The organism is Thauera phenolivorans, assembly GCF_001696715.1.
GTDB classification, from domain to species: Bacteria; Pseudomonadota; Gammaproteobacteria; order Burkholderiales; family Rhodocyclaceae; genus Thauera; species Thauera phenolivorans.
On the sequence record NZ_MBFM01000002.1, the window covers coordinates 332,894 to 356,499 of the forward strand.

Here is a 23,606-nt window from a genome sequence, read left to right on the forward strand (position 1 = left end):
GCAGAAAAAAAGCCAGGACCGCGCCTGGCTTCTTTCACGCATGGTGGGTGCTGACGGGCTCGAACCGCCGAACACCTCCTCGTTCACTCGGTGGCGACGCCCGGCAGCCGCACCTCCACTGCGTAGCGTTTGCGAAGTTCGGCGAGCAGCACGTCGAAGTCGCGTGCCCCGAGCAGCTGTGCGTACTGCTCTCCCACCGCCTGAAGACGGGGGTCGTCTTCGGCCAGTTGCGGACGCTCGACGGCGTCGATGCGGTAGATCACATAATCGCCCTCGGGCAACGTCACCCCGACCTGGACCGGCAGCTTTCCCGTCGGCGCGCCGAAGACCGCCTGCATGGCCGCCGCGGGCAGGCTCGGGCCCCCCCGGCTCACACTGCGCGGATCGCTCCACGCGACACCGGCTTCTTCCCCTGCGTCGAGCCTTCCTAGGGCAGCGACGCCCTCCTTCGCGGCACTCGCTCTGGCCAGTTCCGCCCGCAGTTCGGATTCGATCTCCTTGCGCACGCTCTCGAGCGACAGCTGCGTCGCATCCTCGAACTCGGCGATCCGCGCCGCCACGAGGGTGTTCGAGCCGACCTCGATCGCATCGGTGTTGCGCTTGTTCTTGACCGCGTCGTCGGCAAAGAGCGCCGACAACAGGCGCTCGCTTCGATATGGACCGATGGAATCGCTGCCCTTCTCGATCCAGTCGGAGGTCTGGACCTGCACGCCGAGCACTTCGACCACCGGCTGGAGGCTATCGGGCTGCTCGTACACGGTGTTGGCGAAGATCTCGGCCTGCTCGGCGAACTGCCGGCCCGCCGCCTGACGCCGCAGATCGGCCTCGATCTCCCCACGCACCTCCTCGAACGGACGCACGCTGCTCGGCTTGATTGCGGTGACCTGGATGATGTGAAGCCCGAACTCCGATCGCACCGGCTCACCGATCTCGCCCTCCCTCTGGGTGAAGGCGGCGTCCTCGAAGGCCTGCACCATCGCGCCGCGCGCGAAGAAGCCGAGGTCTCCGCCGCGAGACGCCGATCCGGTATCGCTCGAATTCTCGCGCGCGAGCGCTTCGAAACGGGACGGGTCCTGTCGCAACTGGGCGAGCAGTTCGGCGGCCCGCGCGTTCACCGTGGCGACGTCCTCCTCGCTCGCATCGGCCGCGAGCTCCAGAAGAATGTGCCGCGCCTGCCGTTCCTCCGGCCGGCCGAAGCGATCCTGATTGCCTTCGTAGATGGCACGCACGTCGTCTTCCGCTATATCCACGCGCGCCTCGAGCGCCGCCTGATCGAACACGACGTACTCGGCTCGGACTCGGGCGGGGCGCTCGAAGCGGGCGCGGTTCTCCTCGTAGAACTTCTCGACCGACGTTTCGTCCAGGATCACCCGATCGACGTAGCGTGCAACCGGGAAGCGGGCCTCGCGCACGCGACGCTGCTCGAGCTGGGCGGCGAGGAAGCGCTCCGCGGAGGCCCTCGCGGGCAGCGCGGTCTCCCCCACCGGCAAGGCGAGCTGCTGGATACGCACGTCCTGCGCGAGACGCGCCTCGAACATCTGCGGACTCATGCCCTGGGCACTGAGCATGGTCTCGTAGCGTTGCAGGGAGAAGCGTCCGTCCTCCTGGAACGCAGGAACCTCCGCGATCGTTTGCTGCAGTTCCTGCGGCGTGACGACGAAACGGTTCTCGGCAGCGTAAAGCGCGAGCACGCGCTGGCTGATCAGGTTGTCGAGCACTGACCGACGAAAGCTGTCCGATTCGAGCATCGCGCGATCGAGTTCGCCACCCGCGCTGCGGATGCGATCCTGCTGATCACTCAAGGCCCGATCGAACTCCATCGCGCTGATCGTGGTTCCGCCGACCGTGGCGACATCGCTGCCGCCAGGACCGTCCGTGAAATAGGCATCCATGCCGAAGAAGGCGAAGGGAACGATGATGATCGCCAGGATCACCTGGGCAACGCGCTTGTTTTTACGAACGGACTCGAGCATCTTGATTTCCGGGCAAACCTGTTGGGGCACCACGGCGCTCGGGCCGCGGCGACAAAGGGCTGCAGTTTACACCGTATCCGGCCGACCTTCAGCGCACAGCGTTCGGCAGTTCACGTTGTCATATCCTGACTATAATTTCCCCATGCCCGCCGCCCCCTCCCGCTTCGTCCTGCTGACGCTCGCCTATGCACTGACGGGTTGGCTTTCGCTCGCCGTGGCGGTGCCGCCCGGATACGCCGCACCGGTCTTTCCGGCTGCGGGGCTCGGCCTTTCGGCGCTGCTGATATTCGGCACTCGCAGCTGGCCTGCGATCTTTCTCGGTTCGCTCGCCGTCCAGGCCGCGATCCTGCACGGCGACCAGGTCACCCGGCCGGAGGCGCTCAGCAGCCTGGCAGTTGCGCTCGCGGTGAGCCTGCAGGCGGTGCTCGGCGCCGCCCTCGCGCGCCGACTGGTCGGTTATCCCTGCCTGCTCGACACCCCGCGCTCGATCGTCCCCTTCCTGACGCTGGTCGCACCGCTCAGTTCGTTGATCGCGCCATGCATCGCGATTCCGGCGCTGTACGCCTCCGGCCGCCTGGCTGCCGGCGAGCTCGCCTTCAACGGGTGGATCTGGTGGATGGGAGACACCCTCGGCGTGCTGATCATGGCACCACTGATGTTCGCCTTGTTCGGTCAGCCCGCGGAGCACTGGCGTTCGCGGCGGCTGGGCGTGGCCGTGCCGCTGGCCGTGGCCCTGCTCCTGCTCGGGTTCGGCTTCCGCCAGTTGCTGCTGTGGGAGTCGGAGCGCGTCCAGGCGCAGTTCGACCGGGACGCCCGCCACCTGGCCGGCGAACTCGAGAAGCGACTGGGCACGCAGATCGACGTGCTGATGTCAATCGAGCGACTGATCATCGCCAGCGAGAACGTCACGCCGGCGGAGTTCCAGCAATTCGTCCAGCCCTGGCTCAGACGTCAACCGGATACGATCAATTTCACCTGGCGTCCGCTGGTCCCGTCCGTCGAACGTGCCGACTTCGAAGCCGCGGTGCGCGCGAGCGGCGAGCCCGGCTTCAGCATCCGCAGCCACAGCACGACGGGCCACATCCTGCGCGCCGGGCCGGCGCCCGAGTACCTGCCGGCGCTCTACGTGGAGCCCGCGGCGGACGCGACGCGCGTGCTCGGTATCGATGCCCTCAGCCTGCCGGCGACTTCCCGAGCGGTGGCGGAGACGCGGGCCACCGGCCTCCCGATTGCCACCGAAGGCCTCCTGCTCGCCGAAGAGCGGGCCAGCAAGACCGGAATCGTCGTCTTCCTCGCGGTTCGTGCGCCGCAGGACGACGGAACGATGCGGCTGCGCGGCGTCGTCGCCAGTGCGCTGCGCATGGACGACGTCCTTTCCAGGCTCGCGCGCGAGTCCGGCAGGCGCAACGTGGACGCCTGCCTGGTCGAAGTCGGCGGCGCCGACTCGTCCCGCCGCAGACTCGCCGGCCCGACGGGCTGCGCCGCCGACGATTGGCTTGCCGGCCCGGTCGGCCGCTCGTTCCCCTTTGAATTCGCCGGTCGCGAGTGGTCGCTCGATACCCGGGCGAACGAAGACTATCTCGCCGAGATGCGCAGCTGGGGCGTCTGGGCGACCGCGGCGGTGGCGCCGTTCGCGGTCGGTCTGCTGGGCGCTTTCCTGCTGGTGAGCACCGGCCAGCACCGACGCATCGCCACGCTGGTCGAGCAGCGCACGCGCGAGCTCGCCGAGGCGCAACGACTGGCACGGATGGGAAGCTGGGAGCTGGCCGCCGGGGAGGATCGGCTCCGTCGCTCCGCCGAGCTCGACTGCCTGCTCGCGCTGCCCGCCGGGCAGGGCCTCACGCTCGATGACCTGACGCAACGGGTCGTTCCGCGCGATCGCGCGGCCCTCGCGGACGCGCTCGAAACGGTCGGTCACGCGCCGGCCCGGATCAGCCTCGACTGCCGCATCAGCGACCTGCCTGCGCACGTACTGAACTTCTGCATCGAGAGCGAGTGGTCGGATGCCCGCATGGTCCGACTGCGCGGCACCGTGCAGGACGTGACCACCGCCCGCGAAGCGGAGGAACACATCAAGTACCTCGCCCGCTACGACACCCTGACCGGCCTGCCGAATCGGGCGACCTGGCTCGAGGGCGCCCACGCGGTCCTTCACGCCGCCCAGCGCCACGACGATACGATGGCGGTGCTCTTCATCGATGTCGACGAGTTCAAGGCGGTCAACGACACCTATGGCCACGACGTCGGCGACACTCTGCTCACTACGATCGCGAAGCGGCTGTCGAGCTGCATGCGCGAGGAGGATCTGCTTGCAAGGCTGGGTGGGGACGAGTTCGTCGCCCTTCTGACACGCATCGAACGCCGCCGCGACGCGGGGGCCGTCGCAGCCAAGATGCTGTCGGTGCTGAGCGAGCCGGTGGAGATCGGACACCGGCAGCTGCTCCCCTCGGTGAGCGTGGGCATCGCCTTCTATCCGTTCGACGGCACCACGATCGAACAGCTGCTGCGCAGCGCGGATGCGGCGATGTACCTCGCCAAGCAGGCGGGTCGCAATGCCTTCCGCTTCCGCACCGAACCACCCGACCTCGATGCCCTGCGCACGCCGGAACGCGACGAGGCCGCCGCCACCCCAGGGGATGACGGCGGCCTCGCGGACGAAGCGCTCAAGCGCTAGAGAGCGCGTTCGAAGTCGATACGGCCGTCGACCACGTCTACCCGGATCGTGTCGCGGGCGGCGAAGCGGCCTTCGAGGATCGCCTTCGACAGCGGGTTCTCGATCCGCTCCTGGATCGCTCGCTTCAGCGGGCGCGCACCGAATACCGGGTCGAATCCGACCTCGGCGATCTCCGCCAGCGCGGCATCGCTGACCTCGAGGCCCATCTCGAGCCTGCCCAGCCGTTTCTCCAGATACTTCAACTGGATGCGCGCGATGCTGGCGATGTTGCGCTCGTCGAGCGCATGGAATACCACCACCTCGTCGATCCGGTTGATGAACTCCGGACGGAAGAAGGTCTTCACCTCGGCCATCACCGCCAGCTTGATCACCTGGTAGTCGTCGCCCGCCATGGCCTGGATCATCTGACTGCCGAGGTTGGAGGTCATCACGATCACGGTGTTCTTGAAGTCCACCGTGCGCCCCTGGCCGTCAGTCATGCGGCCGTCGTCGAGCACCTGCAGCAGCACGTTGAACACGTCCGGATGCGCCTTCTCGACCTCGTCGAACAGGATCACGCTGTAGGGCTTGCGCCGCACCTGCTCGGTCAGATAGCCGCCCTCTTCGTAGCCGACGTAGCCCGGCGGCGCGCCGATCAGGCGCGCGACCGAGTGCTTCTCCATGAACTCGCTCATGTCGACCCGGATCAGGTGGTCCTCGGAATCGAACAGGAACTCGGCCAAGGTCTTGCACAGCTCGGTCTTGCCCACCCCGGTGGGGCCGAGGAAGAGGAAGGAGCCGTACGGCCGGTTCTCGTCCGAGAGGCCCGCGCGCGAGCGCCGGATGGCGTCGGACACCAGCCGCACCGCCTCGTCCTGGCCGACCACCCGCTGGTGCAGGCGCTCTTCCATCTTCAGCAGCTTCTCGCGCTCGCCCTGCATCATCTTGCTTACCGGGATCCCGGTCGCGCGCGACACCACCTCGGCGATCTCCTCGGTGCCGACCTGGGTGCGCAGCAGCTTGTTGGGGGCGGCGCCCTCGCCCGCCTGTTCGGCCGACTTCAGCTGCGTCTCGAGCTGCGGCAGCTTGCCGTACTGCAGCTCCGCCACCTTGTCGAGCTGGCCCTTGCGCTGAAAGTCCGCCATCTGCGCGCGCACCGCATCGATCTCTTCCTTGATGTGCGCCGATCCCTGGGCGCGCGACTTCTCGGCCTTCCAGATCTCCTCGAGATCGTTGTACTCGCGCTGCAGCTTCGTGAGTTCCTCCTCGATCAGCTGCAGGCGCTTGAGCGAGGCCTCGTCCTTCTCCTTCTTCACCGCCTCGCGCTCGATCTTGAGCTGGATCATGCGGCGGTCGAGTTTGTCCATGACCTCGGGCTTGGAGTCGATCTCCATCTTGATCCGCGCGGCCGCCTCGTCGATCAGGTCGATCGCCTTGTCCGGCAGGAAGCGATCCGTGATGTAGCGGTGCGAGAGCTCGGCCGCGGCGACGATCGCCGGGTCGGTGATCTCGACGCCGTGATGGATCTCGTACTTTTCCTGCAGGCCGCGCAGGATCGCGATGGTCGACTCCACCGAGGGCTCCTCGACCAGCACCTTCTGGAAGCGGCGCTCGAGCGCGGCGTCCTTCTCGATGTACTTGCGGTACTCGTTCAGGGTGGTGGCACCGATGCAGTGCAACTCGCCACGCGCCAGCGCCGGCTTGAGCATGTTGCCGGCGTCGATCGCACCCTCTGCCTTGCCCGCGCCCACCATGGTGTGCAGCTCGTCGATGAAGACGATGATGCGCCCCTCTTCCTGCGCGATCTCCTTCAGCACCGCCTTCAGGCGCTCCTCGAACTCGCCGCGGTACTTGGCCCCGGCGAGCAGCGCCGCCATGTCGAGCGACAGCACACGCTTGCCCTTGAGCGTCTCGGGCACCTCGTCGTTGACGATGCGCTGCGCCAGCCCTTCGACGATCGCGGTCTTGCCCACGCCCGGCTCGCCGATCAGCACCGGGTTGTTCTTGGTGCGGCGCTGCAGGATCTGGATCGCGCGGCGGATCTCGTCGTCGCGGCCGATCACCGGGTCGAGCTTGCCGCTGCGCGCGCGCTCGGTGAGGTCGAGGCAATACTTGTTCAAGGCCTCGCGCTGGCCTTCCGCCTCCTGGCTGTCGACCGCCGCGCCGCCGCGCACCGCCTCGATCGCCGCCTCGAGCGCCTTGCGGCCGAGGCCATGCTCCTTCAGCAAGCGGCTGGCCTCGCCCTTGTCGTCGGCAAGCGCGAGCAGGAACATCTCGCTGGCGATGAACTGGTCGCCACGCTTCTGGGCCTCGCGGTCGGTGACGTTGAGCAGGTTGTTGAGGTCGCGGCCGATGCCGACCTCGCCACCGTGGCCTTCGACCTTCGGCAGGCGCTCGATCGCCTTGGTGAGCGCGGCCTTCAGCGGCTGCACGTTGACGCCGGCGCGCTGCAGCAGCGAGGCGGTGCTGCCGTCCTCCTGCGCGAGCAAGGCGAGCAGCAGGTGAACCGGCTCGATGAACTGCTGATCGTTACCCACCGCGATGCTCTGGGCGTCGGCGAGGGCCTGCTGGAACTTGGTCGTGAGTTTGTCGAATCGCATGGCGCTCTTCCTCTGAAATCGGATCTGCACCCTATGTGGGGTGCATCGCTCCGCAATCAAGATGCCCGCTTCAGCCGCCCTTCTCTTGACTCCCCGGCAGCTGCGGATAACGGACGAAATCGATCAGTTCCTGCACCTCGGCCGAGGGCGGCCGGGTCAGCAGGCTGACGACCACGATCGTGGCGAAGCCGAGCGGCACGCCGAACACGCCGGCCGAGATCGGGTTGATCTCGAACCAGGCGTTCTCCATCGAGCCGCCGAAGAAGGGATGGGTGCGCACCGCGTACAGGAGCGTGACGCCGAGCCCGGCGAGCATGCCCGCGATCGCCCCCGGACGATTCGCGCGCCGCCAGAAGATGCCCAGCACCAGCGCGGGAAAGAAGGCGGCGGCGCCGATCGAGAAGGCCAGGCCGACCATGAACAGGATGTTGTCCGGGCGCAGCGAGGCCACCCAGGCGGCGACCACCGCCACCACCAGCAGCTGCGACTTCGAGATCACCAGCCGGCGGTGGGTGCTCGCCTCGGGGTTGATCACCTTGTAGTAGAGGTCGTGCGACAGCGCGTTCGAGATCGTCAGCAGCAGGCCGTCGGCGGTCGACAGCGCGGCAGCCAGCCCGCCCGCCGCCACCAGCCCGGAGATCACGTAGGGCAGCCCGGCGATCTCGGGCGTGGCGAGCATGATGACGTCGGTGTTTATGCTGAGCTCGGCCAGCTGCAGGATGCCGTCGCCGTTGAGATCGTCGATGCTGACCAGTCCGACCTTGCCCCAGGATGCGACCCAGTCCGGCAGCACCGCGAGACTCGAGCCCACCACGTTGGTGTACACCTCCCACTTCGCGAAGGCGGCATAGGCCGGCGCGGTGAGGTAGAGCAGCGAGATGAAGAACAGCGACCACAACACCGAGCGCCGCGCCGCCGCCACGCCCGGCGTGGTGTAGTAGCGCATCAGGATGTGCGGCAGCGCCGCCGTGCCGAGCATCAGCACGAAGGTCAGGGCGAGGAAGTTCCTGCGCGCCACCGTCGCGGCTTCGGGCGTATCGCCCGGATGCGCCTCGGCGTGGCGCGGCGGCGGTTGCGCGCGCTCGAGTGCCAGCGTCCGCTCGCGCGACCAGATCGCCCGCGCCTGGGCGGTGGTGCGGGGCAGCTCGCCGAGCTCGCGCTCGGTCTGGGCGATGTCGCGCGCGCCCGCGTTATCCAGTCGCAACTGGTTGAGCCGCTCGATCAGCGCCCGCCGCTCGTCCTCGAGCGACGCGGGCAGTGCCGCCATCTTGCGCGCGTACTCCTCGGCGCGCTGCTGGTACATCTGCCGCACCTCCAGCTCCGCGGGCGCATTGAACAACACCTCCTCGCGCTCGCCGATCTGCTGCACGACGCCGCCGTACATCAGCTGCGGCACCGGGATGCCGGTCATCTTGTAGGACAGGATCACCACCGGAACGAGGTAGGCGATGATCAGGATCACGTACTGCGACACCTGGGTCCAGGTCACCGCCCGCATGCCGCCCAGGAAGGAGCACACCAGGATCCCGGCGAGGCCGACGAAGAGGCCGATCTCGAACTCGATGTTGATGAAGCGGCTGGTCACCAGACCGACGCCGTAGATCTGCGCGACCAGATACACGAAGCTCGCCAGCATGGTGGCCGCCAGCCCGATCAGGCGTGCGGCGTTGCCCTCGTAGCGCGCACCGAGGAAGTCGGGGATCGTGAATTGGCCGAACTTGCGCAGGTAGGGCGCGAGCAGCAGGGCGACCAGCACGAAGCCGCCGGTCCAGCCGGTGACGAAGGCGAGCCCCTCGAAACCGGAAAAATACAGCGTGCCGGCGAGCCCGATGAAGGAGGCGGCGCTCATCCAGTCGGCGGCGGTCGCCATGCCGTTGAACACCGCCGGCACCCGACGCCCGGCGACGTAGTATTCGGTGACGTCGGAGGTGCGGCTGATGACGCCGATCGTTGCATACACCGCGATCGTCACGAACAGGAAGACGTGGCTGATCACCCGCTCGCTCAGGCCGTACTGCTCGCCGATCGCCAGCACCACGACGAAGAAGACGAAGGTGAGCGTGTACAGCGCGTAGTAGCGCCTGAGCTCGCGCGAGAACTGCCCAGGCATCAGCCCCGCCCCGCCCGCGCCGGCATCTCAGTACTTGATCCGGGCGTAGTAGGTCTGCTCGGCCGCTTCGCGCGCCTGGCGCAGGGTCACCACGCCCTTTTCCGCCAGCAGCGGGATCAGCTTCAGCAGCACCTCGGCGGTGACGATCGCGTCGCCGAGCGCGGTGTGGCGCCCGATGATCGTGAGCCCGAGCCGCTCGGCGATCGCCTCCAGGCGGTGCGAATCCTGGTTCGGGTGCACCACCGCCGACAGCAGCAGGGTGTCGAGCACCGGCTGGTCGAAGCGCAGGCCGGTCTCGGCTTCCTTGAGTTGCAGGAAGCGCATGTCGAAGGCGGCGTTGTGGGCGATCAGCACGGTGTCGGCGGCGAAGGCGTGGAAGGCCGGCAGCACCTTGTCGATGGTCGGCTGCCCGCGCAGCATCTCGCGCGTGATGCCATGGATCTTCGCCGACTCGGGCGCCAGCGGGCGGCGCGGATCGACCAGCTGTTCGAAGGACTCGCCACGCAGCAGCTTGCCGTTGAGCACGCGCGTCGCGCCGATCTGGATGATCTCGTCGCCCTGCGAGGGGTGAAGTCCGGTGGTCTCGGTGTCGAACACCGTATAGGTGAGCGCGGTGAGCGGCCGGTCATCGAGCGCGTGCGAGCGTTCGGACCACTGGAAGAGGTCGAAGTCGTAGTACTCGGGCCGGCTCTCGCCGCGCAGGAAGGTCTCTGACTCGACCTGCTCCTGCGGCCGGGCCGCCGGCAGCACGATGCGGAAGAAGGCACGGTGGCGCACCTTCTCGCGCTCGAGCCACATCTCCCCATCGTGGCGCTCGATGACGTCGCGCACGCTCAGCGGGGAGCGCTCGCCCTCCATGTTCATCGACTCGAGCTCCCAGCTCATCACCGTCTCGGTGCTCATCGCCTGCCCCGACCAGATCAGGTCGAGATGCACCAGGCGGCCGTGGGCGGTGAGGCGGAAGCGAACCTCGCGCACGCCGAACTCGTCCGACAGCCGGCTCGCGATGTAGGTCAGCGCCTGGATCAGCGAGAAGCTGTCGACCTTCAGCCAGATCGCCTCGTCGACCTCCTCGAGTTTGGTCGGCAGCGACAGCCGCTCCTCGATGCGCCGGCGGGCCGCCGCGATCAGGTCGGAACCGAGCATCTCCTCGAGCGGCCAGCGCGCCTTCAGCGAGTCGGCGAACTCGCGCGCGGTGTCGTCGAGGCGGGCACTCATCGCCTCCACCTCGTCGCGTACCACCTTGCGGAAGCGTCGCCGCATGTCGTCGGTGAGATCCTCGTATTCGAGCATGTCGGCCGCGGCGCGCACGTTGCCGAGCGAGGCGCGGTTGCCCTCGGTCAGGTTGTGCAGCATCTGGTCGCGGCGCGACTCGGTCTCGAAGGTGCGGGTGATGTTGTCGAGCATCAGGATGAAGCCGGTGATCGTGCGGGCGGTGGGGACCTCCGCCTCGGCAGCCTCGAGGGCGTCGACGGGCAGCGCCGCCTTCGCCTCGCCCCCCGCCTCCTCCCCCGCCATCGCCGGCTCTGCCGCCAGCACCGGCGCCATCTGCACCCGCAGCAGCTGGCCGGCGCGCGTCGTGGTGACGAAATTGGCCTGCGCCTGGCCGCAGCGTTTCAGGCGCTGCTGGATCGTGTCGAGCGCGTGGGCGATCATGGTGCGGTCGAACACGCCGTAGATCGAACGCCCCAGCCCGATCAGCTCACCGCCGCCCGCCACCGCAGGCGCGTCCGACAGGGCGCGGAACTGCAGCCGCGCGCGGTTGTTGTAGAGCAGGATGCGGCCATCGAGGTTGCACACCACGACGCTCTGGGTGAGCTCGGACATCAGCGCGGCGAGCCGGTTGCGCTCCTCCTCGATCGAGGCCTTTGCGCGGCCGATCTGCGCTTCCACGTCCGCCGTCAGGCTGTCGCGCTGTTCGGCGAGCTCGTTGACCGCGCGCGCCAGCAGCTGCACTTCGGGCGGCCCCTCGGGTTCGACCCGGAAGCCCCGGTTGGCGCCGAGCATCAAACGCAGGTTCTCCGCCATGCGCAGCAGTCCCTGCACGTACTGCCGGAACAGGCCGCGCAGCACCGCGACCCCGGCGCCGAAGCCCACCAGCGTCAGCAGGGTGCCGATCGGCAGGTGCGGGGTGACGACATCGACCAGCACCTGCCGATCGGCACCCTTGGTCTCGAGCCACACGAACATCGCGGTGAGCAGGAAGGGGCCGGTCATCAGCAGACCCAGCACGATCACCGAGAGGATGAAGCGCATGCGGGCGGACATCGCTCAGCGCTCCAGCAGCTCGCGCACCCGCTCCACCAGCTCCTTCGTCGCGAAGGGCTTGGTCATGTAGGCATCGGCACCGAGTGCGAGGCCCTTCGCCACCTCGGTGTCCCTGCCTTTCGCGGTGAGCATGAGGATGCGGATGTCCGCCAGCGCCGGGTCGGACTTGATCTCCTGGCAGACCTCGAAGCCGCTCTTCTTCGGCATCATCACGTCGAGCAGCACAAGATCCGGGCGGTCGCCGCGGATGCGCTGCACGGCCTCATCGCCGTCGTTGGCGATCAGCACGTCGAAGCCCTCGCGCTTCATCAGGAACTCGAGCGAAATGACGATGTTCGGCTCGTCGTCGGCAATCAGTATTTTTTTGGCCATGCGTCTCCCCCCGAGGGCGTCATTCTAAGTCATTGATCGGCGGCCGCCGACGCCAGCGGCAACTCGAAGGAAAAGGTCGCCCCCTCCCCCGGCGTCGACTCGAGCCACAGCCGGCCGCCGAAATGCTCGACGATCTGCCGGCTGATCGGCAGCCCCAGGCCGGTGCCTTGCGGACGTGAGAGCGAATCGCCGCCCTGGCGGAACTTCTCGAACACCACCCCCTGCTGGGCCGGCGGGATGCCCGGCCCGTTGTCGCGCACATCGACGCGGATCCGCTCCCCATCGCAGCCGAGCGAGACCCAGACCTTGCCGCCCGGCACCGGCACGAACTTGGCCGCGTTCGAGAGCAGGTTCAGCACCACCTGCAGCAGGCGGTCGCGGTCGGCGCGCAGGCTGGGCACCGCATCGGGCAGCGCCAGTTCCACGATCGCGCCGCGATCCCGCATCAATTGCGCGGTGGTCTCCACCGCATGCTGCACGAGCTCGCGCATGTCGAGGTCGGTATTGTGCCATTCGGCATGACCCGACTCGATCTTCGCGAGGTCCAGCACCTGATTTACCAGACGCGACAGGCGTTCGGTTTCGGACACGATGATGCCGAGGAAGCGCTGCCGGCTGTCGATGTCGATGTCGGGGTCGTCCACCATCATCTCCGACAGCGCCCGGATCGAGGTCAGCGGCGTGCGCAGCTCGTGCGTCACCGAGGACATGAAGTCGTCCTTGAGGCGGTCGAGTTCCTTCAGCTGCTCGTTGGCGGCGCGCAGCTCCGCGGTCGCGGCCTCGAGCGCGCGCGACTTCTCCTCCAGCTGATGCGAATACGCGCGCACCTGGGAGGCCTCGTCGAGGATGTTCATCACCTCGTCGAGGCCGAGCGGCTCCTCCTTCACCACGGTCGACACCATCACCCGCGCCGAGGCGCTGCCGATCGCGCCCGCGAGCAGGGTCTCGGCGAAATGCACGAGTTCGGGATCGGCCTTGAGCTGGTCGATGCCGCTCAGGCCGTGCGAGCGCGCATAGGCGGCGAAGGCATCGCGGGTGCGCCGTTCGCCGAGAAAGCGCGCCACCAGCGGCAGCAGCTCGCGCACCTCGGCGCCCGCGCGCCAGAAACTGGTCGGCACCGACTCGCCGCGGCGGAAGATGTCGACGAAGAGCGTGCCCTGGCTCGCCTCCTGCCCGGTGGGCGCGCGCAGCAGCGACACGCCCAGGTAGCAGCCGATGTTCGCGAGCAGGCTCCAGAATAAGGCGTGGCTGACGTTGTCGATGCCGCCGAGGCCGAACAGCTGCTCGGGCATCAGCAGGCCGATGCCGAACGGGCCCGCGTCGAGAAAGTCGCGCGCGAGCCAGCCGGACTTGGCGAAGGACGGCAGCAACAGGGTGTAGGCCCACACCGCGAAGCCCGCCGACAGGCCGGCGAGCGCACCCTCCCGGGTGCCGCCGCGCCAGTACATCCCGCCGAGCACCGCCGGCGCGAACTGCGCCACCGCGGCGAAGCTGATCAGGCCGATGCTCACCAGCGCATAAGCCTCGCCGGCGAGCCGGAAGTAGAGATAGCCGAGCAGCAGCACGACGACGATCGCGCCCCGCCGGATCCCGAGCAGCAGGCCGGTGAGATCGCGCCGGGCGGCGAGGCCGAAGCGGCGCACATGCAGCAGCATCGGCATCACCAGGTCGTTGCAGACCATGGTCGACAGGGCGATCGCCTCCACGATCACCATCCCGGTCGCCGCCGACAGGCCGCCGACGAACACCAGCAGTGCGAGCGCCGCCTGGTCGTGGGCGAGCGGCAGGGTGAGCACGAAGGTGTCGGGATCGACGGTGCCGCGACCGAAGTGCAGCAGCCCGCCGAGCGCGATCGGAATCACGAAGATGTTGATCGCGAGCAGATAGGCGGGAAACAGCCAGGTGGCGCGGCGCAGATGCTGCTCGTTGACGTTCTCCACCACCATGATCTGGAACTGGCGCGGCAGGAAGATCACCGCCAGCCCCGCCAGCACGACGTGGGCGAACCAGCCGCCGTAGCCGATGCTGCCGGTACCGTCGAAGACCAGCACGCCGGCGAGATCCGGTTCCGCGACGGCGCGTGCGTAGAGGTCGCCGAAGCCGTCGTAGAGCACGAAGGTGACGTAGATGCCGACGGCGAGGAAGGCGAGCAGCTTGACCACCGACTCGAAGGCGATCGCCGCCACCATGCCCTCGTGGCGCTCGGTGGTGTCGAGATGTCGGGTGCCGAACAGGATGGTGAACAGCGCCAGCGTCAGCGCGATGTAGAGCGTACCGTCGGTCCACCAGCCGCTGTCGACCGCCCCCTCGCCGTCGCGAAGCGCGCCGAGCTCGCCCACCAGCAGGCCATAGCCGCTCGAGATCGCCTTCAGCTGCAGGGCGATGTAGGGCACGGTGCCGACCACCGCGATGATCGTCACCAGGCCGCCGAGCAGGTGGCTCTTGCCGTAGCGCGAGGCGACGAAGTCGGCGATCGAGGTGATCCGATGGGTGCGGGCGATGCGGATCATCTTCAGCACCACCAGCCAGGCGAGCGACATCGCGAGCGTGGGGCCGAGATAGGTGGGCAGGAACCAGATGCCGCCCGAAGCGGCCCGTCCGACGCTGCCGAAATAGGTCCACGCGGTGCAGTAGACCGCGATCGAGAGCGCGTAGGTCCACGCGTTGGAAATGATCGAGCGTCCCTGGTCGGCGCGGCGGTCGCCGAAGTAGGCGACGGCGAACAGCACCAGCAGGTAGCTGAAGGATGCTGCGACGATCAGCCAGCCGGGCAGCATCGGCGACTCCGGATCAGCGTGCGCCGCGCTCGGCGATCCACGCGATCACCAGGATCAGCGCCGCCCACACGACGAACACATAGAAATGGAGAAGCGGCACGCCCCATACACGCAGCGGGCGGTCGAACAGCGACAGCAGCGGAAAGTCGAACAGCAGAACGCCGGCGAGAAAGACCGCGACCAGCCGCTGTCCCGCGAGTCCCTTGCGCATCATTCGCATCCCCTCCCGACTGCGGTGAGCGAATCATACCTTGAGTGCGAACGCGCCCGCCGCTCTTGCCGGCGGACTGGGCGCGTTGCGTGATGCACGGGCGCGACTTGCGCGCGCCCCATCCCCTGATTTCCCGCCGCTGGATGCCGGCGGGCCTCCCCTCCCGTCATTCGGTGGCGTGCCGGGCCGTGCGGCCCGGCAGCCATCCTCAGCCCTTGAGCTGCTCGAGAATCGCCGGGTTTTCCAGGGTCGAGGTGTCCTGCAGAATGTCCTCGCCCTTGGCAAGCTGACGCAGCAGACGGCGCATGATCTTGCCCGAGCGCGTCTTCGGCAGGTTCTCGCCGAAACGGATGTCCTTCGGCTTGGCGATCGGGCCGATCTCGTGGCCGACCCAGTTCTGCAGCTCCTTGATCACCTTGGCCGCCTCGTCCCCGGTCGGGCGCGCGCCCTTCAGGACCACGAAGGCCACGATCGCCTCGCCGGTGACGTCGTCGGGACGTCCCACCACCGCGGCTTCGGCGACCGACTCGTGCGCGACCAGCGCCGATTCGATCTCCATCGTGCCCATGCGGTGACCGGAGACGTTCAGCACGTCGTCGATGCGGCCGGTGATGGTGAAGTATCCGGTGTCGACATCGCGGATCGCGCCGTCGCCCGCGAGGTAGAGCTTGCCCTTGAAGTCATCGGGGTAATACGACTTCTTGAAGCGCTCGGGATCGCCCCAGATGGTGCGGATCATCGCCGGCCACGGACGCTTCACCACCAGGATGCCGCCCTGGCCCCAGGGCACTTCGGTACCGGTCTCGTCGACCACGGCGGCCATGATGCCCGGGAAGGGCAGCGTGCAGGAGCCCGGAACCATCGGCGTCGCGCCCGGCATCGGGGTGATCATGTGCGCGCCGGTCTCGGTCTGCCAGAAGGTATCCACGATCGGGCAGTTACCGCCGCCGACGTTCTGGTAGTACCACTCCCACGCGGCGGGGTTGATCGGCTCGCCCACCGAGCCGAGCAGGCGCAGGCTCGACAGGTCGTACTTGGTGGGGTGCACCTCGGGATTGTTGTCGGCGGCCTTGATCAGCGAGCGGATCGCGGTCGGCGCGGTGTAGAAAATGCTGACCTTGTGGTCCTGGATCATCTTCCAGAAGCGGCCGGCGTCCGGATAGGTCGGCACGCCCTCGAACACGATCTCGGTCGCGCCGCAGGCGAGCGGACCATAGGTGATGTAGGTGTGACCGGTGACCCAGCCGATGTCGGCGGTGCACCAGAAGACGTCTTCCGGCTTGATGTCGAAGGTGTACTTCATCGACATCATCGCCTGCAGCAGATAGCCGCCCGACGAGTGCTGCACGCCCTTCGGCTTGCCGGTCGAGCCCGAGGTATAGAGCACGAACAGCGGATGCTCGGCCTCGACCCACTCCGGCTCGCAGGTCTCGGACTGGCTGGCGACGATGTCGTCCAACCAGACGTCGCGGCCGTCGACCATCGTGACCTCGCCGCCGGTGCGCTTGACCACGACGACGTTCTGCAGGCAGTCGGTGCCGCCGAGCGCGAGCGCCTCGTCGGCGATCGGCTTGAGCGGCAGCGCCTTGCCGCCGCGATGCTGGCCGTCGGAGGTGATCAGCACCTTGGCGCCGGCGTCCTCGATGCGGTCGCGCAGGGCATGGGCGGAGAAGCCGCCGAATACGATCGAGTGGGTGGCGCCGATGCGGGCGCAGGCCTGCATCGCGACCACGCCTTCGATCGACATCGGCAGGTAGATGACGACACGATCGCCCTTCTGCACACCGAGCGAGCGCAGCGCGTTGGCGAACTTGCTCACGCGGGCGAGCAGATCCTTGTAGGTGACGCGGGTGACGTCGCCCTTGTCGCCCTCGAAGATGATCGCGACCTTGTCGCCGAGGCCGTTATTGACGTTGCGATCGAGGCAGTTGTAGGAGACGTTCAGCTTGCCGTCGGCAAACCACTTGAAGAAGGGCGCGTCGCTCTCGTCGAGCACCTTGGTGAAGGGCTCCTTCCACTCCAGCATTTCGCGGGCATGGCGGGCCCAGAAGCCTTCGTAGTCGTCCTCGGCTTCCTTGCACAGGGCGCGATAGGCATCCATCCCGGCAATCGCCGCATTCTTGACGAATTCTTCCGACGGTTGGTACACGCTCAGTTTCTGCTCGTTCGACATACTCACCTCTCCTCGACTGATCGATTGTTCTTCAAGCGAACCACACAGCCCGACCGGTTGGTTCCGGCCTGGAATTGCTCTTGTCACGACGCTGGATGGGCCGATCGCGTTCGGCCCGTATTAAAGATTAGCTAACTTACAAAGGACTTACACTGCCGATCACAGCACCAACACCTCGTACCAGCGGCGACCGCGGCGTCCCCTCCCCCGCAGATGCTAGAATTCCGGCCGCCCGGCGCGGCCGCGCCGCAACCCGCTCTCACGGAGACCAGCCCATGACCGTAATTCGCGAAGAAGACCTGATCCAGTCCGTCGCGGATGCCTTCCAGTACATCAGCTACTACCACCCGCTCGACTATATCAAGGCGCTCGGCGAAGCGTACGAGCGCGAGGAAAGCCCGGCGGCGAAGGACGCGATCGCGCAGATCCTGACCAACTCGCGCATGTGCGCCGAGGGCCATCGACCGATCTGCCAGGATACCGGCATCGCGGTGGTATTCCTCAAGGTTGGCATGAATGTGCAATGGGACGCCCGCATGAGCGTCCAGGAAATGGTCAATGAGGGCGTGCGACGCGCCTACCTCAACCCGGACAACAAGCTGCGCGCCTCGGTGCTGCTCGATCCCGCCGGCAAGCGCCAGAACAGCAAGGACAACACCCCGGCGGTGGTCCACTACGAGATCGTCCCCGGCGACGACGTGGAAGTGATCTGCGCGGCAAAGGGCGGTGGCTCGGAGAACAAGTCGAAGCTGGCGATGCTCAACCCGTCCGACTCGATCGTCGACTGGGTGCTGAAGACCGTCCCGACCATGGGCGCCGGCTGGTGCCCGCCCGGCATCCTCGGCATCGGCATCGGCGGCACCCCCGAGAAGGCCATGCTGCTGGCCAAGGAATCGCTGATGGCGCCGGTCGACATCCACGAGCTCAAGGCCAAGGCCGCCTCCGGCGCCGAGCTGAGCCGGGTCGAGGCGCTCCGCCTCGAACTGCTCGAGAAGGTCAACGCGCTTGGTATCGGCGCGCAGGGCCTCGGCGGCCTCACCACCGTGCTCGACGTCAAGATCATGGACTACCCGACCCACGCCGCTTCGCTGCCGGTGGCGATGATCCCGAACTGCGCCGCTACCCGCCACGTGCACTTCCACCTCGACGGCTCGGGCCCGGCGAAGCTCGAAGCGCCCCGGCTCGAAGACTGGCCGCAGGTCACCTGGAAGGCCGATACCAACGTCGCCACCCGGGTCAATCTCGACACCCTCACCAAGGAGGAAGTCGCCTCCTGGAAGCCGGGTCAGATCCTGCTGCTCAACGGCAAGATGCTCACCGGCCGCGACGCCGCGCACAAGCGCATCGCCGACATGCTCGAAAAGGGCGAGAAGCTGCCGGTCGATTTCACCAACCGCGTCATCTACTACGTCGGCCCGGTCGACCCGGTGCGCGATGAGGTGGTCGGCCCCGCCGGTCCTACCACCGCCACCCGCATGGACAAGTTCACCCGCATGATGCTGGAGAAGACCGGCCTCATCTCGATGATCGGCAAGTCCGAGCGCGGCCCGGTCGCGATCGAGGCGATCAAGGACAACCAGTCGGCCTATCTGATGGCGGTCGGCGGCTCCGCCTACCTGGTGTCGAAGGCGATCAAGGAAGCGAAGGTCGTCGGCTTCGAGGACCTGGGCATGGAAGCGATCTACGAATTCACCGTGCAGGACATGCCGGTGACGGTCGCGGTGGACGCCACGGGCAGCAGCGTGCACGAAACCGGCCCGAAGGAGTGGCAGGCGAAGATCGGCAAGATCCCGGTTACCGTCGCCTGACGATCGCGGTTCTCCAGCCATCTGCGCCGCCCGGTTTCGACCGGGCGGCTTTTTTTTGTAACCGCCCGAAAGCAGCGCCAAGTGCTGCACAATGGCACTGCCAAGACATGGCGGCGAACCTCAGCGGCGCGTTCGCGGAGCTCGGAAAAAAATTCTCGATTTTTGAACTTAATCTGCTAGATTTCCGCTCCCCATAAAATTTTTTGCTAGGAGGCTGAATCTTGAACCCGAACATCCCCATGGACAGCCCGGAGATGGCGCGCAAGCGGCGCAGTACCATCACCTGGGTGATCGCCCTCGCCTTCGTCGGCCTGGTTTTCGATGGTTATGACCTCGTCGTCTACGGCGCCGTTCTGCCCGGCTTCATGGGCCCCGACTCCGCCAAATGGATCGGCGACCATGCGCTGACGCCGAAGGATGCCGGCATGCTCGGCTCGTACGCGATGATCGGCATGATGCTCGGTGCCCTCATTGCCGGCACCCTGGGCGACCTGATCGGTCGCCGCAAGGTGATGATCGGCGCCATCGCCTGGTTCTCGATCGGCATGGCCGTGTCGGCGATGGCCGAATCGCTCACCGCCTTCGGCATCTGGCGCTTCATCACCGGCCTCGGCGTCGGCGCGCTGGCCGGCACCACGGGCGCGATGGCGGCCGAATTCGCCCCGCCGGGCAAGAAGAACCTGGCCACCGCCTTCACCTATGCGGGCATCCCGCTGGGTTCGCTGCTGTCGGCGCTGCTGGCGATCTTCCTGCTGCCGATCATCGGTTGGCGCGGCATGTTCCTGATCGGTGCGCTGCCGCTGGTCACCCTGCTGCCGCTGGCGATCTGGAAGCTGCCCGAGTCGGTGGCCTGGCTGGCCTCGCGCGGCCGCCTGGACGAAGCCCGCCGCGTCTCCGAGCGCACCGGCGTGCCCATCCCCGAGACCGAGATCAAGCCGCAGCAGAGCGCCGCGGCCAATGCCGCCGACGAGCGCGCGGGCTGGGCGGGTCTGTTCACCGTCTATCTCGTCCCGGCGATCGTCATCGGCTTCGTGTCGGCGTTCTGCCTGCTGCTGGTCTATTCGCTCAACACCTGGCTGCCCAAGATCATGCTGCCGATCATGGGCCAGAACGGTTCGCTGGCCTTGCTGCTGGTGCTCAACGCCGGCGCCATGGTGGGGACGCTGTACGGCTCCACGCTGGCCGACAAGCACAGCCCGCAACGCATCGTGGCGCTGGGCTTCCTGGTCGGTGCGCTCGCCATGGGGGCCATCGGTCTGATCGCCGCCACGATCGACGTCCCGGCCGTCGCCAAGGCCGGCGAGGTTCAGCAACTCGCTAACGTCAGCGTGCTCGTCGTGGGCCTGCTGCTGCTCACGATCGCGATCACCGGTCTGGGGACCTCGGGGACGCAGACCCTGATCTACGGCCTGGCCGCCAACTACTACCGCACCAACGTCCGTGGCGCCGGTGTGGCCTGGACGGCTGCTTTCGGCCGTATCGGCGGCATCTTCGGGCCGATCTTCGGTGCCTTCCTGGCGGTCAAGTTCGCCGGCGAGCTGCACAGCATCTTCTATGTGCTCGGTGGCATCAGCCTGATCGGTCTGGTCCTCACGCTGATCATTCCGAAGGGCAAGGCCGAAGCGGTTGCGCAGGCGATGGGACCGACCACGGCGCCCGCGGCTGCCGTGTCCGCCAGCAAGTCCCGGCTCTACGGCACGATCATGGCCGTGGTCGATCACACCGGCAACAAGCTGACCCGCGAGCGGATCTCCGAGTTCGTCTCGCTGACCGGCTCGAAGGTCCATCTGGTGTATCTCGCGCCGGAGCACGTTCTTTCCGCCGAGGTCAGCGAGACCGACAAGCTCATCGATCCGAAGCACGTGGCGAACCTGCAGGAGTATGTGAACGAGGTCAACGCGCAGGGCGTCCCGACCGAAGGCCGGGTCCTGACGGCCACGCTGTACGACCGCGGCAAAGCGGTGGTCGATCTGGCCGGGCAGCTGGGCTGCGACCTGATCATCCTCAACACCGAGGAAGGCGGCCAGCGCGCCAAGGCCGAGCTCGCGCAAGAGGTGGCCAAGCAGAACCCGAAGATGGCGGTGCTGATCGCACGCTCCACGCGCTAAGCGAAACCGCATCAGGACGCCAGCCCCGACCGTCAAGGTCGGGGCTGGCTTTTTTTGCGTCCACGATCGACGACGGTCTGCGGGCGATCCGAGCTGCTATCGCCCCGGGGGCAGGGCCCCTACAGGCGAAAAAAAAGCGACCCGATGGGTCGCTTTTCTGCCCTTGCGCGGGACGGACTTACCTGCCGCTGGCGTGCTCGGACAGCTTCAGCCAGGTGTCGACCACCGTATCCGGGTTCAGCGAGATGGTCTGGATGCCTTCGTCCATCAGCCACTCGGCGAGGTCCGGATGATCCGACGGGCCCTGGCCGCAGATGCCGACATACTTGCCCATCTTGTTCGCCGCCTGGATCGACATCGACAGCAGCTGCTTCACCGCCGGGTCGCGCTCGTCGAAGGCGTGCGCCACCAGGCCGGAGTCGCGGTCGAGGCCGAGGGTGAGCTGGGTGAGGTCGTTCGAGCCGATCGAGTAGCCGTCGAAGTGCTCGAGGAACTGCTCGGCGAGGATCGCGTTCGACGGGATCTCGCACATCATGATCAGCTTGAGATCGTTCACGCCGCGCTTCAGGCCGTGCTCGGCGAGGAGATCCACCACGCCCTTCGCCTCTTCGACGTTGCGCACGAACGGAATCATGATCTGCACGTTGGTCAGGCCCAGCTCGTTGCGCACCTTCTTCATCGCCGCCACTTCCATCTCGAAGCAGTCGCGGAAGCTGTGGGCGATGTAGCGCGAGGCGCCGCGGAAGCCGAGCATCGGGTTCTCTTCTTCCGGCTCGTAGATCTCGCCGCCGAGCAGCTTGCGGTACTCGTTCGACTTGAAGTCGGACATGCGCACGATCACGGGCTTCGGATAGAAGGCCGCGGCGATGGTCGCCACGCCCTCGACCAGCTTCTCGATGAAGAACTGCTTCGGCGTCGCATAGCCGCGCGAACGGCGCTCGATCTCGGCGCGCAGGCCGGCGGGGACCTGGCTCAGCTCGAGGATGGCCTTCGGGTGGATGCCGATCATGTTGTTGATGACGAACTCGAGGCGGGCCAGACCGACGCCACCGTTGGGGATCTGCGCGAACTCGAAGGCGAGTTCCGGATTGCCCACGTTCATCATGATCTTCACCGGGATCTCGGGCAGATGGCCCATGTCGGTGGTGACGACCTCGAACTCGAGCTTGCCGCGATACACGTAACCGGTATCGCCCTCGGCGCAGGACACGGTGACCGAATCACCCTCCTGCAGCACCTCGGTGGCGTTGCCGCAGCCCACGATCGCCGGAATGCCCAGCTCGCGCGCGATGATCGCCGCGTGGCAGGTTCGGCCGCCGCGGTTGGTGACGATCGCGCTGGCGCGCTTCATCACCGGCTCCCAGTTGGGGTCGGTCATGTCGGTGACCAGGATGTCGCCGGCCTGCACGCGGCTCATCTCGGAGGCGTCGCCGACCACGCGCACGGTGCCGGCGCCGATCTTCTGGCCGATCGCGCGGCCGTGGGTCAGCGCCTTGCCGTACTGCTTGAGGCGGTACTTCTCCATCACCAGGCCGTCGTCCTGGCTCTTCACCGTTTCGGGGCGCGCCTGCAGGATGTACAGCTTGCCGTCGACGCCGTCCTTGCCCCACTCGACGTCCATCGGGCGACCATAGTGCTTCTCGATGATCACCGCGTAGCGGGCCAGCTCGAGCACGTCCTCGTCGGTGAGCGAGAAGCGGTTGCGATCGGCCTCGGGCACGTCGACCGTGCGCACCGAGCGGCCGGCGACGGCCTTGTCGGTGAACACCATCTTGATCAGCTTGGAGCCGAGGTTGCGGCGGATCACCGCCGGCTTGCCGAGCGCCAGGGTGGGCTTGTGGACGTAGAACTCGTCCGGGTTCACCGCGCCCTGCACCACCGTCTCGCCGAGGCCGTACGAGGCGGTGATGAACACCACCTGATCGAAGCCCGATTCGGTGTCGATCGAGAACATCACCCCCGAGGCGCCGGAATCGGAGCGCACCATGCGCTGCACGCCGGCCGACAGCGCGACGTCGGCGTGGGCGAAGTTCTTGTGCACCCGGTAGGAGATCGCGCGGTCGTTGTACAGCGACGCGAACACCTCCTTCATCGCGTGCAGGATGTTCTCGTAGCCGTGGATGTTCAGGAAGGTTTCCTGCTGGCCGGCGAAGGAGGCGTCCGGCAGGTCTTCGGCGGTCGCCGACGAGCGCACCGCGAAGCTGCCCTCCCCTTCGGCGGTGAGCGCCTCGTAGGCGGCCTTGATCTCGGCCTCGAGCTTCGGCGGGAACGGGGTATCGACGATCCACTGGCGGATCTCGGCGCCGGTCTTCGCCAGCGCATCGACGTCGTCCACGTTCAGCGCGTCGAGCGCGGCGTTGATGCGATCGGCCAGGCCCTCGTGGGCGAGGAATTCGCGATACGCGTCGGCGGTCGTGGCGAAACCACCCGGGACCCGCACGCTTGCCGGCAGTTGGCTGATCATCTCGCCGAGCGAGGCGTTCTTGCCGCCTACGAGTTCGACGTCAGACATGCGCAGTTCATTGAAGGGAATGACGTAGCGGGTCATGAGTG

Annotated in this window: 12 protein-coding genes; 3 read left to right on the forward strand and 9 right to left on the reverse strand. The window is 67.1% G+C overall.

The annotated features are described in order from the left end of the window. Nucleotides 1-83: 83 nt before the first annotated feature. On the reverse strand, nucleotides 84-1,973 hold the full coding sequence (locus BB334_RS05045; RefSeq protein WP_068805153.1) for a SurA N-terminal domain-containing protein: 1,890 nt from the start codon (nucleotides 1,971-1,973) through the stop codon (nucleotides 84-86). Nucleotides 1,974-2,115: 142 nt separating this feature from the next. On the opposite strand from BB334_RS05045, the gene BB334_RS05050 reads away from it, so the two are divergent. Further along, the gene (locus tag BB334_RS05050) at nucleotides 2,116-4,647 is read left to right on the forward strand and encodes a diguanylate cyclase domain-containing protein (protein ID WP_068805155.1); all 2,532 of its coding nucleotides are present in this window, start codon (nucleotides 2,116-2,118) and stop codon (nucleotides 4,645-4,647) included. On the opposite strand, the gene clpB is transcribed toward BB334_RS05050, so the two are convergent. The 7 genes from clpB to acs form a co-directional block, all read right to left on the reverse strand. Further along, the gene (clpB, locus tag BB334_RS05055; RefSeq protein ID WP_068805158.1) at nucleotides 4,644-7,226 is read right to left on the reverse strand and encodes an ATP-dependent chaperone ClpB; all 2,583 of its coding nucleotides are present in this window, start codon (nucleotides 7,224-7,226) and stop codon (nucleotides 4,644-4,646) included. The genes BB334_RS05050 and clpB overlap by 4 nt on opposite strands. Before the next feature lie 70 nt (nucleotides 7,227-7,296). Further along, a complete protein-coding gene (locus tag BB334_RS05060) occupies nucleotides 7,297-9,336 on the reverse strand; it encodes a sodium:solute symporter family protein (RefSeq protein WP_068805162.1) in 2,040 nt (679 codons plus the stop codon). A gap of 27 nt (nucleotides 9,337-9,363) precedes the next feature. Further along, the gene (locus BB334_RS05065; protein ID WP_068805165.1) at nucleotides 9,364-11,604 is read right to left on the reverse strand and encodes a 3'-5' exonuclease; all 2,241 of its coding nucleotides are present in this window, start codon (nucleotides 11,602-11,604) and stop codon (nucleotides 9,364-9,366) included. A gap of 3 nt (nucleotides 11,605-11,607) precedes the next feature. Next, on the reverse strand, nucleotides 11,608-11,976 hold the full coding sequence (locus BB334_RS05070) for a response regulator transcription factor (protein WP_068805168.1): 369 nt from the start codon (nucleotides 11,974-11,976) through the stop codon (nucleotides 11,608-11,610). Between the two features lie 29 nt (nucleotides 11,977-12,005). Then, nucleotides 12,006-14,753 carry a sensor histidine kinase gene (locus BB334_RS05075; RefSeq protein ID WP_068805171.1) on the reverse strand — a complete coding sequence of 916 codons (2,748 nt, stop codon included), beginning with the start codon at nucleotides 14,751-14,753 and terminating at the stop codon, nucleotides 12,006-12,008. 13 nt (nucleotides 14,754-14,766) lie between these two features. Further along, nucleotides 14,767-14,964, reverse strand: a complete 198-nt coding sequence (locus BB334_RS05080; RefSeq protein WP_198531195.1) for a hypothetical protein — start codon at nucleotides 14,962-14,964, stop codon at nucleotides 14,767-14,769. Nucleotides 14,965-15,172: 208 nt separating this feature from the next. Continuing rightward, entirely contained in the window at nucleotides 15,173-17,137 is a 1,965-nt protein-coding gene (gene acs / locus BB334_RS05085; protein WP_068805178.1) for an acetate--CoA ligase, read from the reverse strand. A 275-nt stretch (nucleotides 17,138-17,412) separates the two neighbouring features. Between acs and BB334_RS05090 the strand changes: the two genes are divergently transcribed. Continuing rightward, nucleotides 17,413-18,945, forward strand: a complete 1,533-nt coding sequence (locus BB334_RS05090) for a fumarate hydratase (protein ID WP_068805180.1) — start codon at nucleotides 17,413-17,415, stop codon at nucleotides 18,943-18,945. A 221-nt stretch (nucleotides 18,946-19,166) separates the two neighbouring features. After that, entirely contained in the window at nucleotides 19,167-21,053 is a 1,887-nt protein-coding gene (locus tag BB334_RS05095; protein ID WP_232756654.1) for an MFS transporter, read from the forward strand. A 178-nt stretch (nucleotides 21,054-21,231) separates the two neighbouring features. On the opposite strand, the gene ppsA is transcribed toward BB334_RS05095, so the two are convergent. Continuing rightward, nucleotides 21,232-23,601, reverse strand: coding sequence for a phosphoenolpyruvate synthase (gene ppsA / locus BB334_RS05100; protein WP_068805183.1), 2,370 nt, complete (start codon nucleotides 23,599-23,601; stop codon nucleotides 21,232-21,234). Between the last annotated feature and the right edge of the window lie 5 nt (nucleotides 23,602-23,606).

What these genes read in the sequence shown, in the direction of transcription:
- BB334_RS05045 (WP_068805153.1), bottom strand. Translation starts at nt 1,973, where the DNA reads ATGCTCGAGTCCGTTCGTAAAAACAAGCGCGTTGCCCAGGTGATCCTG.
- BB334_RS05050 (WP_068805155.1), top strand. Translation starts at nt 2,116, where the DNA reads ATGCCCGCCGCCCCCTCCCGCTTCGTCCTGCTGACGCTCGCCTATGCA.
- clpB (WP_068805158.1), bottom strand. Translation starts at nt 7,226, where the DNA reads ATGCGATTCGACAAACTCACGACCAAGTTCCAGCAGGCCCTCGCCGAC.
- BB334_RS05060 (WP_068805162.1), bottom strand. Translation starts at nt 9,336, where the DNA reads ATGCCTGGGCAGTTCTCGCGCGAGCTCAGGCGCTACTACGCGCTGTAC.
- BB334_RS05065 (WP_068805165.1), bottom strand. Translation starts at nt 11,604, where the DNA reads ATGTCCGCCCGCATGCGCTTCATCCTCTCGGTGATCGTGCTGGGTCTG.
- BB334_RS05070 (WP_068805168.1), bottom strand. Translation starts at nt 11,976, where the DNA reads ATGGCCAAAAAAATACTGATTGCCGACGACGAGCCGAACATCGTCATT.
- BB334_RS05075 (WP_068805171.1), bottom strand. Translation starts at nt 14,753, where the DNA reads ATGCTGCCCGGCTGGCTGATCGTCGCAGCATCCTTCAGCTACCTGCTG.
- BB334_RS05080 (WP_198531195.1), bottom strand. Translation starts at nt 14,964, where the DNA reads ATGCGCAAGGGACTCGCGGGACAGCGGCTGGTCGCGGTCTTTCTCGCC.
- acs (WP_068805178.1), bottom strand. Translation starts at nt 17,137, where the DNA reads ATGTCGAACGAGCAGAAACTGAGCGTGTACCAACCGTCGGAAGAATTC.
- BB334_RS05090 (WP_068805180.1), top strand. Translation starts at nt 17,413, where the DNA reads ATGACCGTAATTCGCGAAGAAGACCTGATCCAGTCCGTCGCGGATGCC.
- ppsA (WP_068805183.1), bottom strand. Translation starts at nt 23,601, where the DNA reads ATGACCCGCTACGTCATTCCCTTCAATGAACTGCGCATGTCTGACGTC.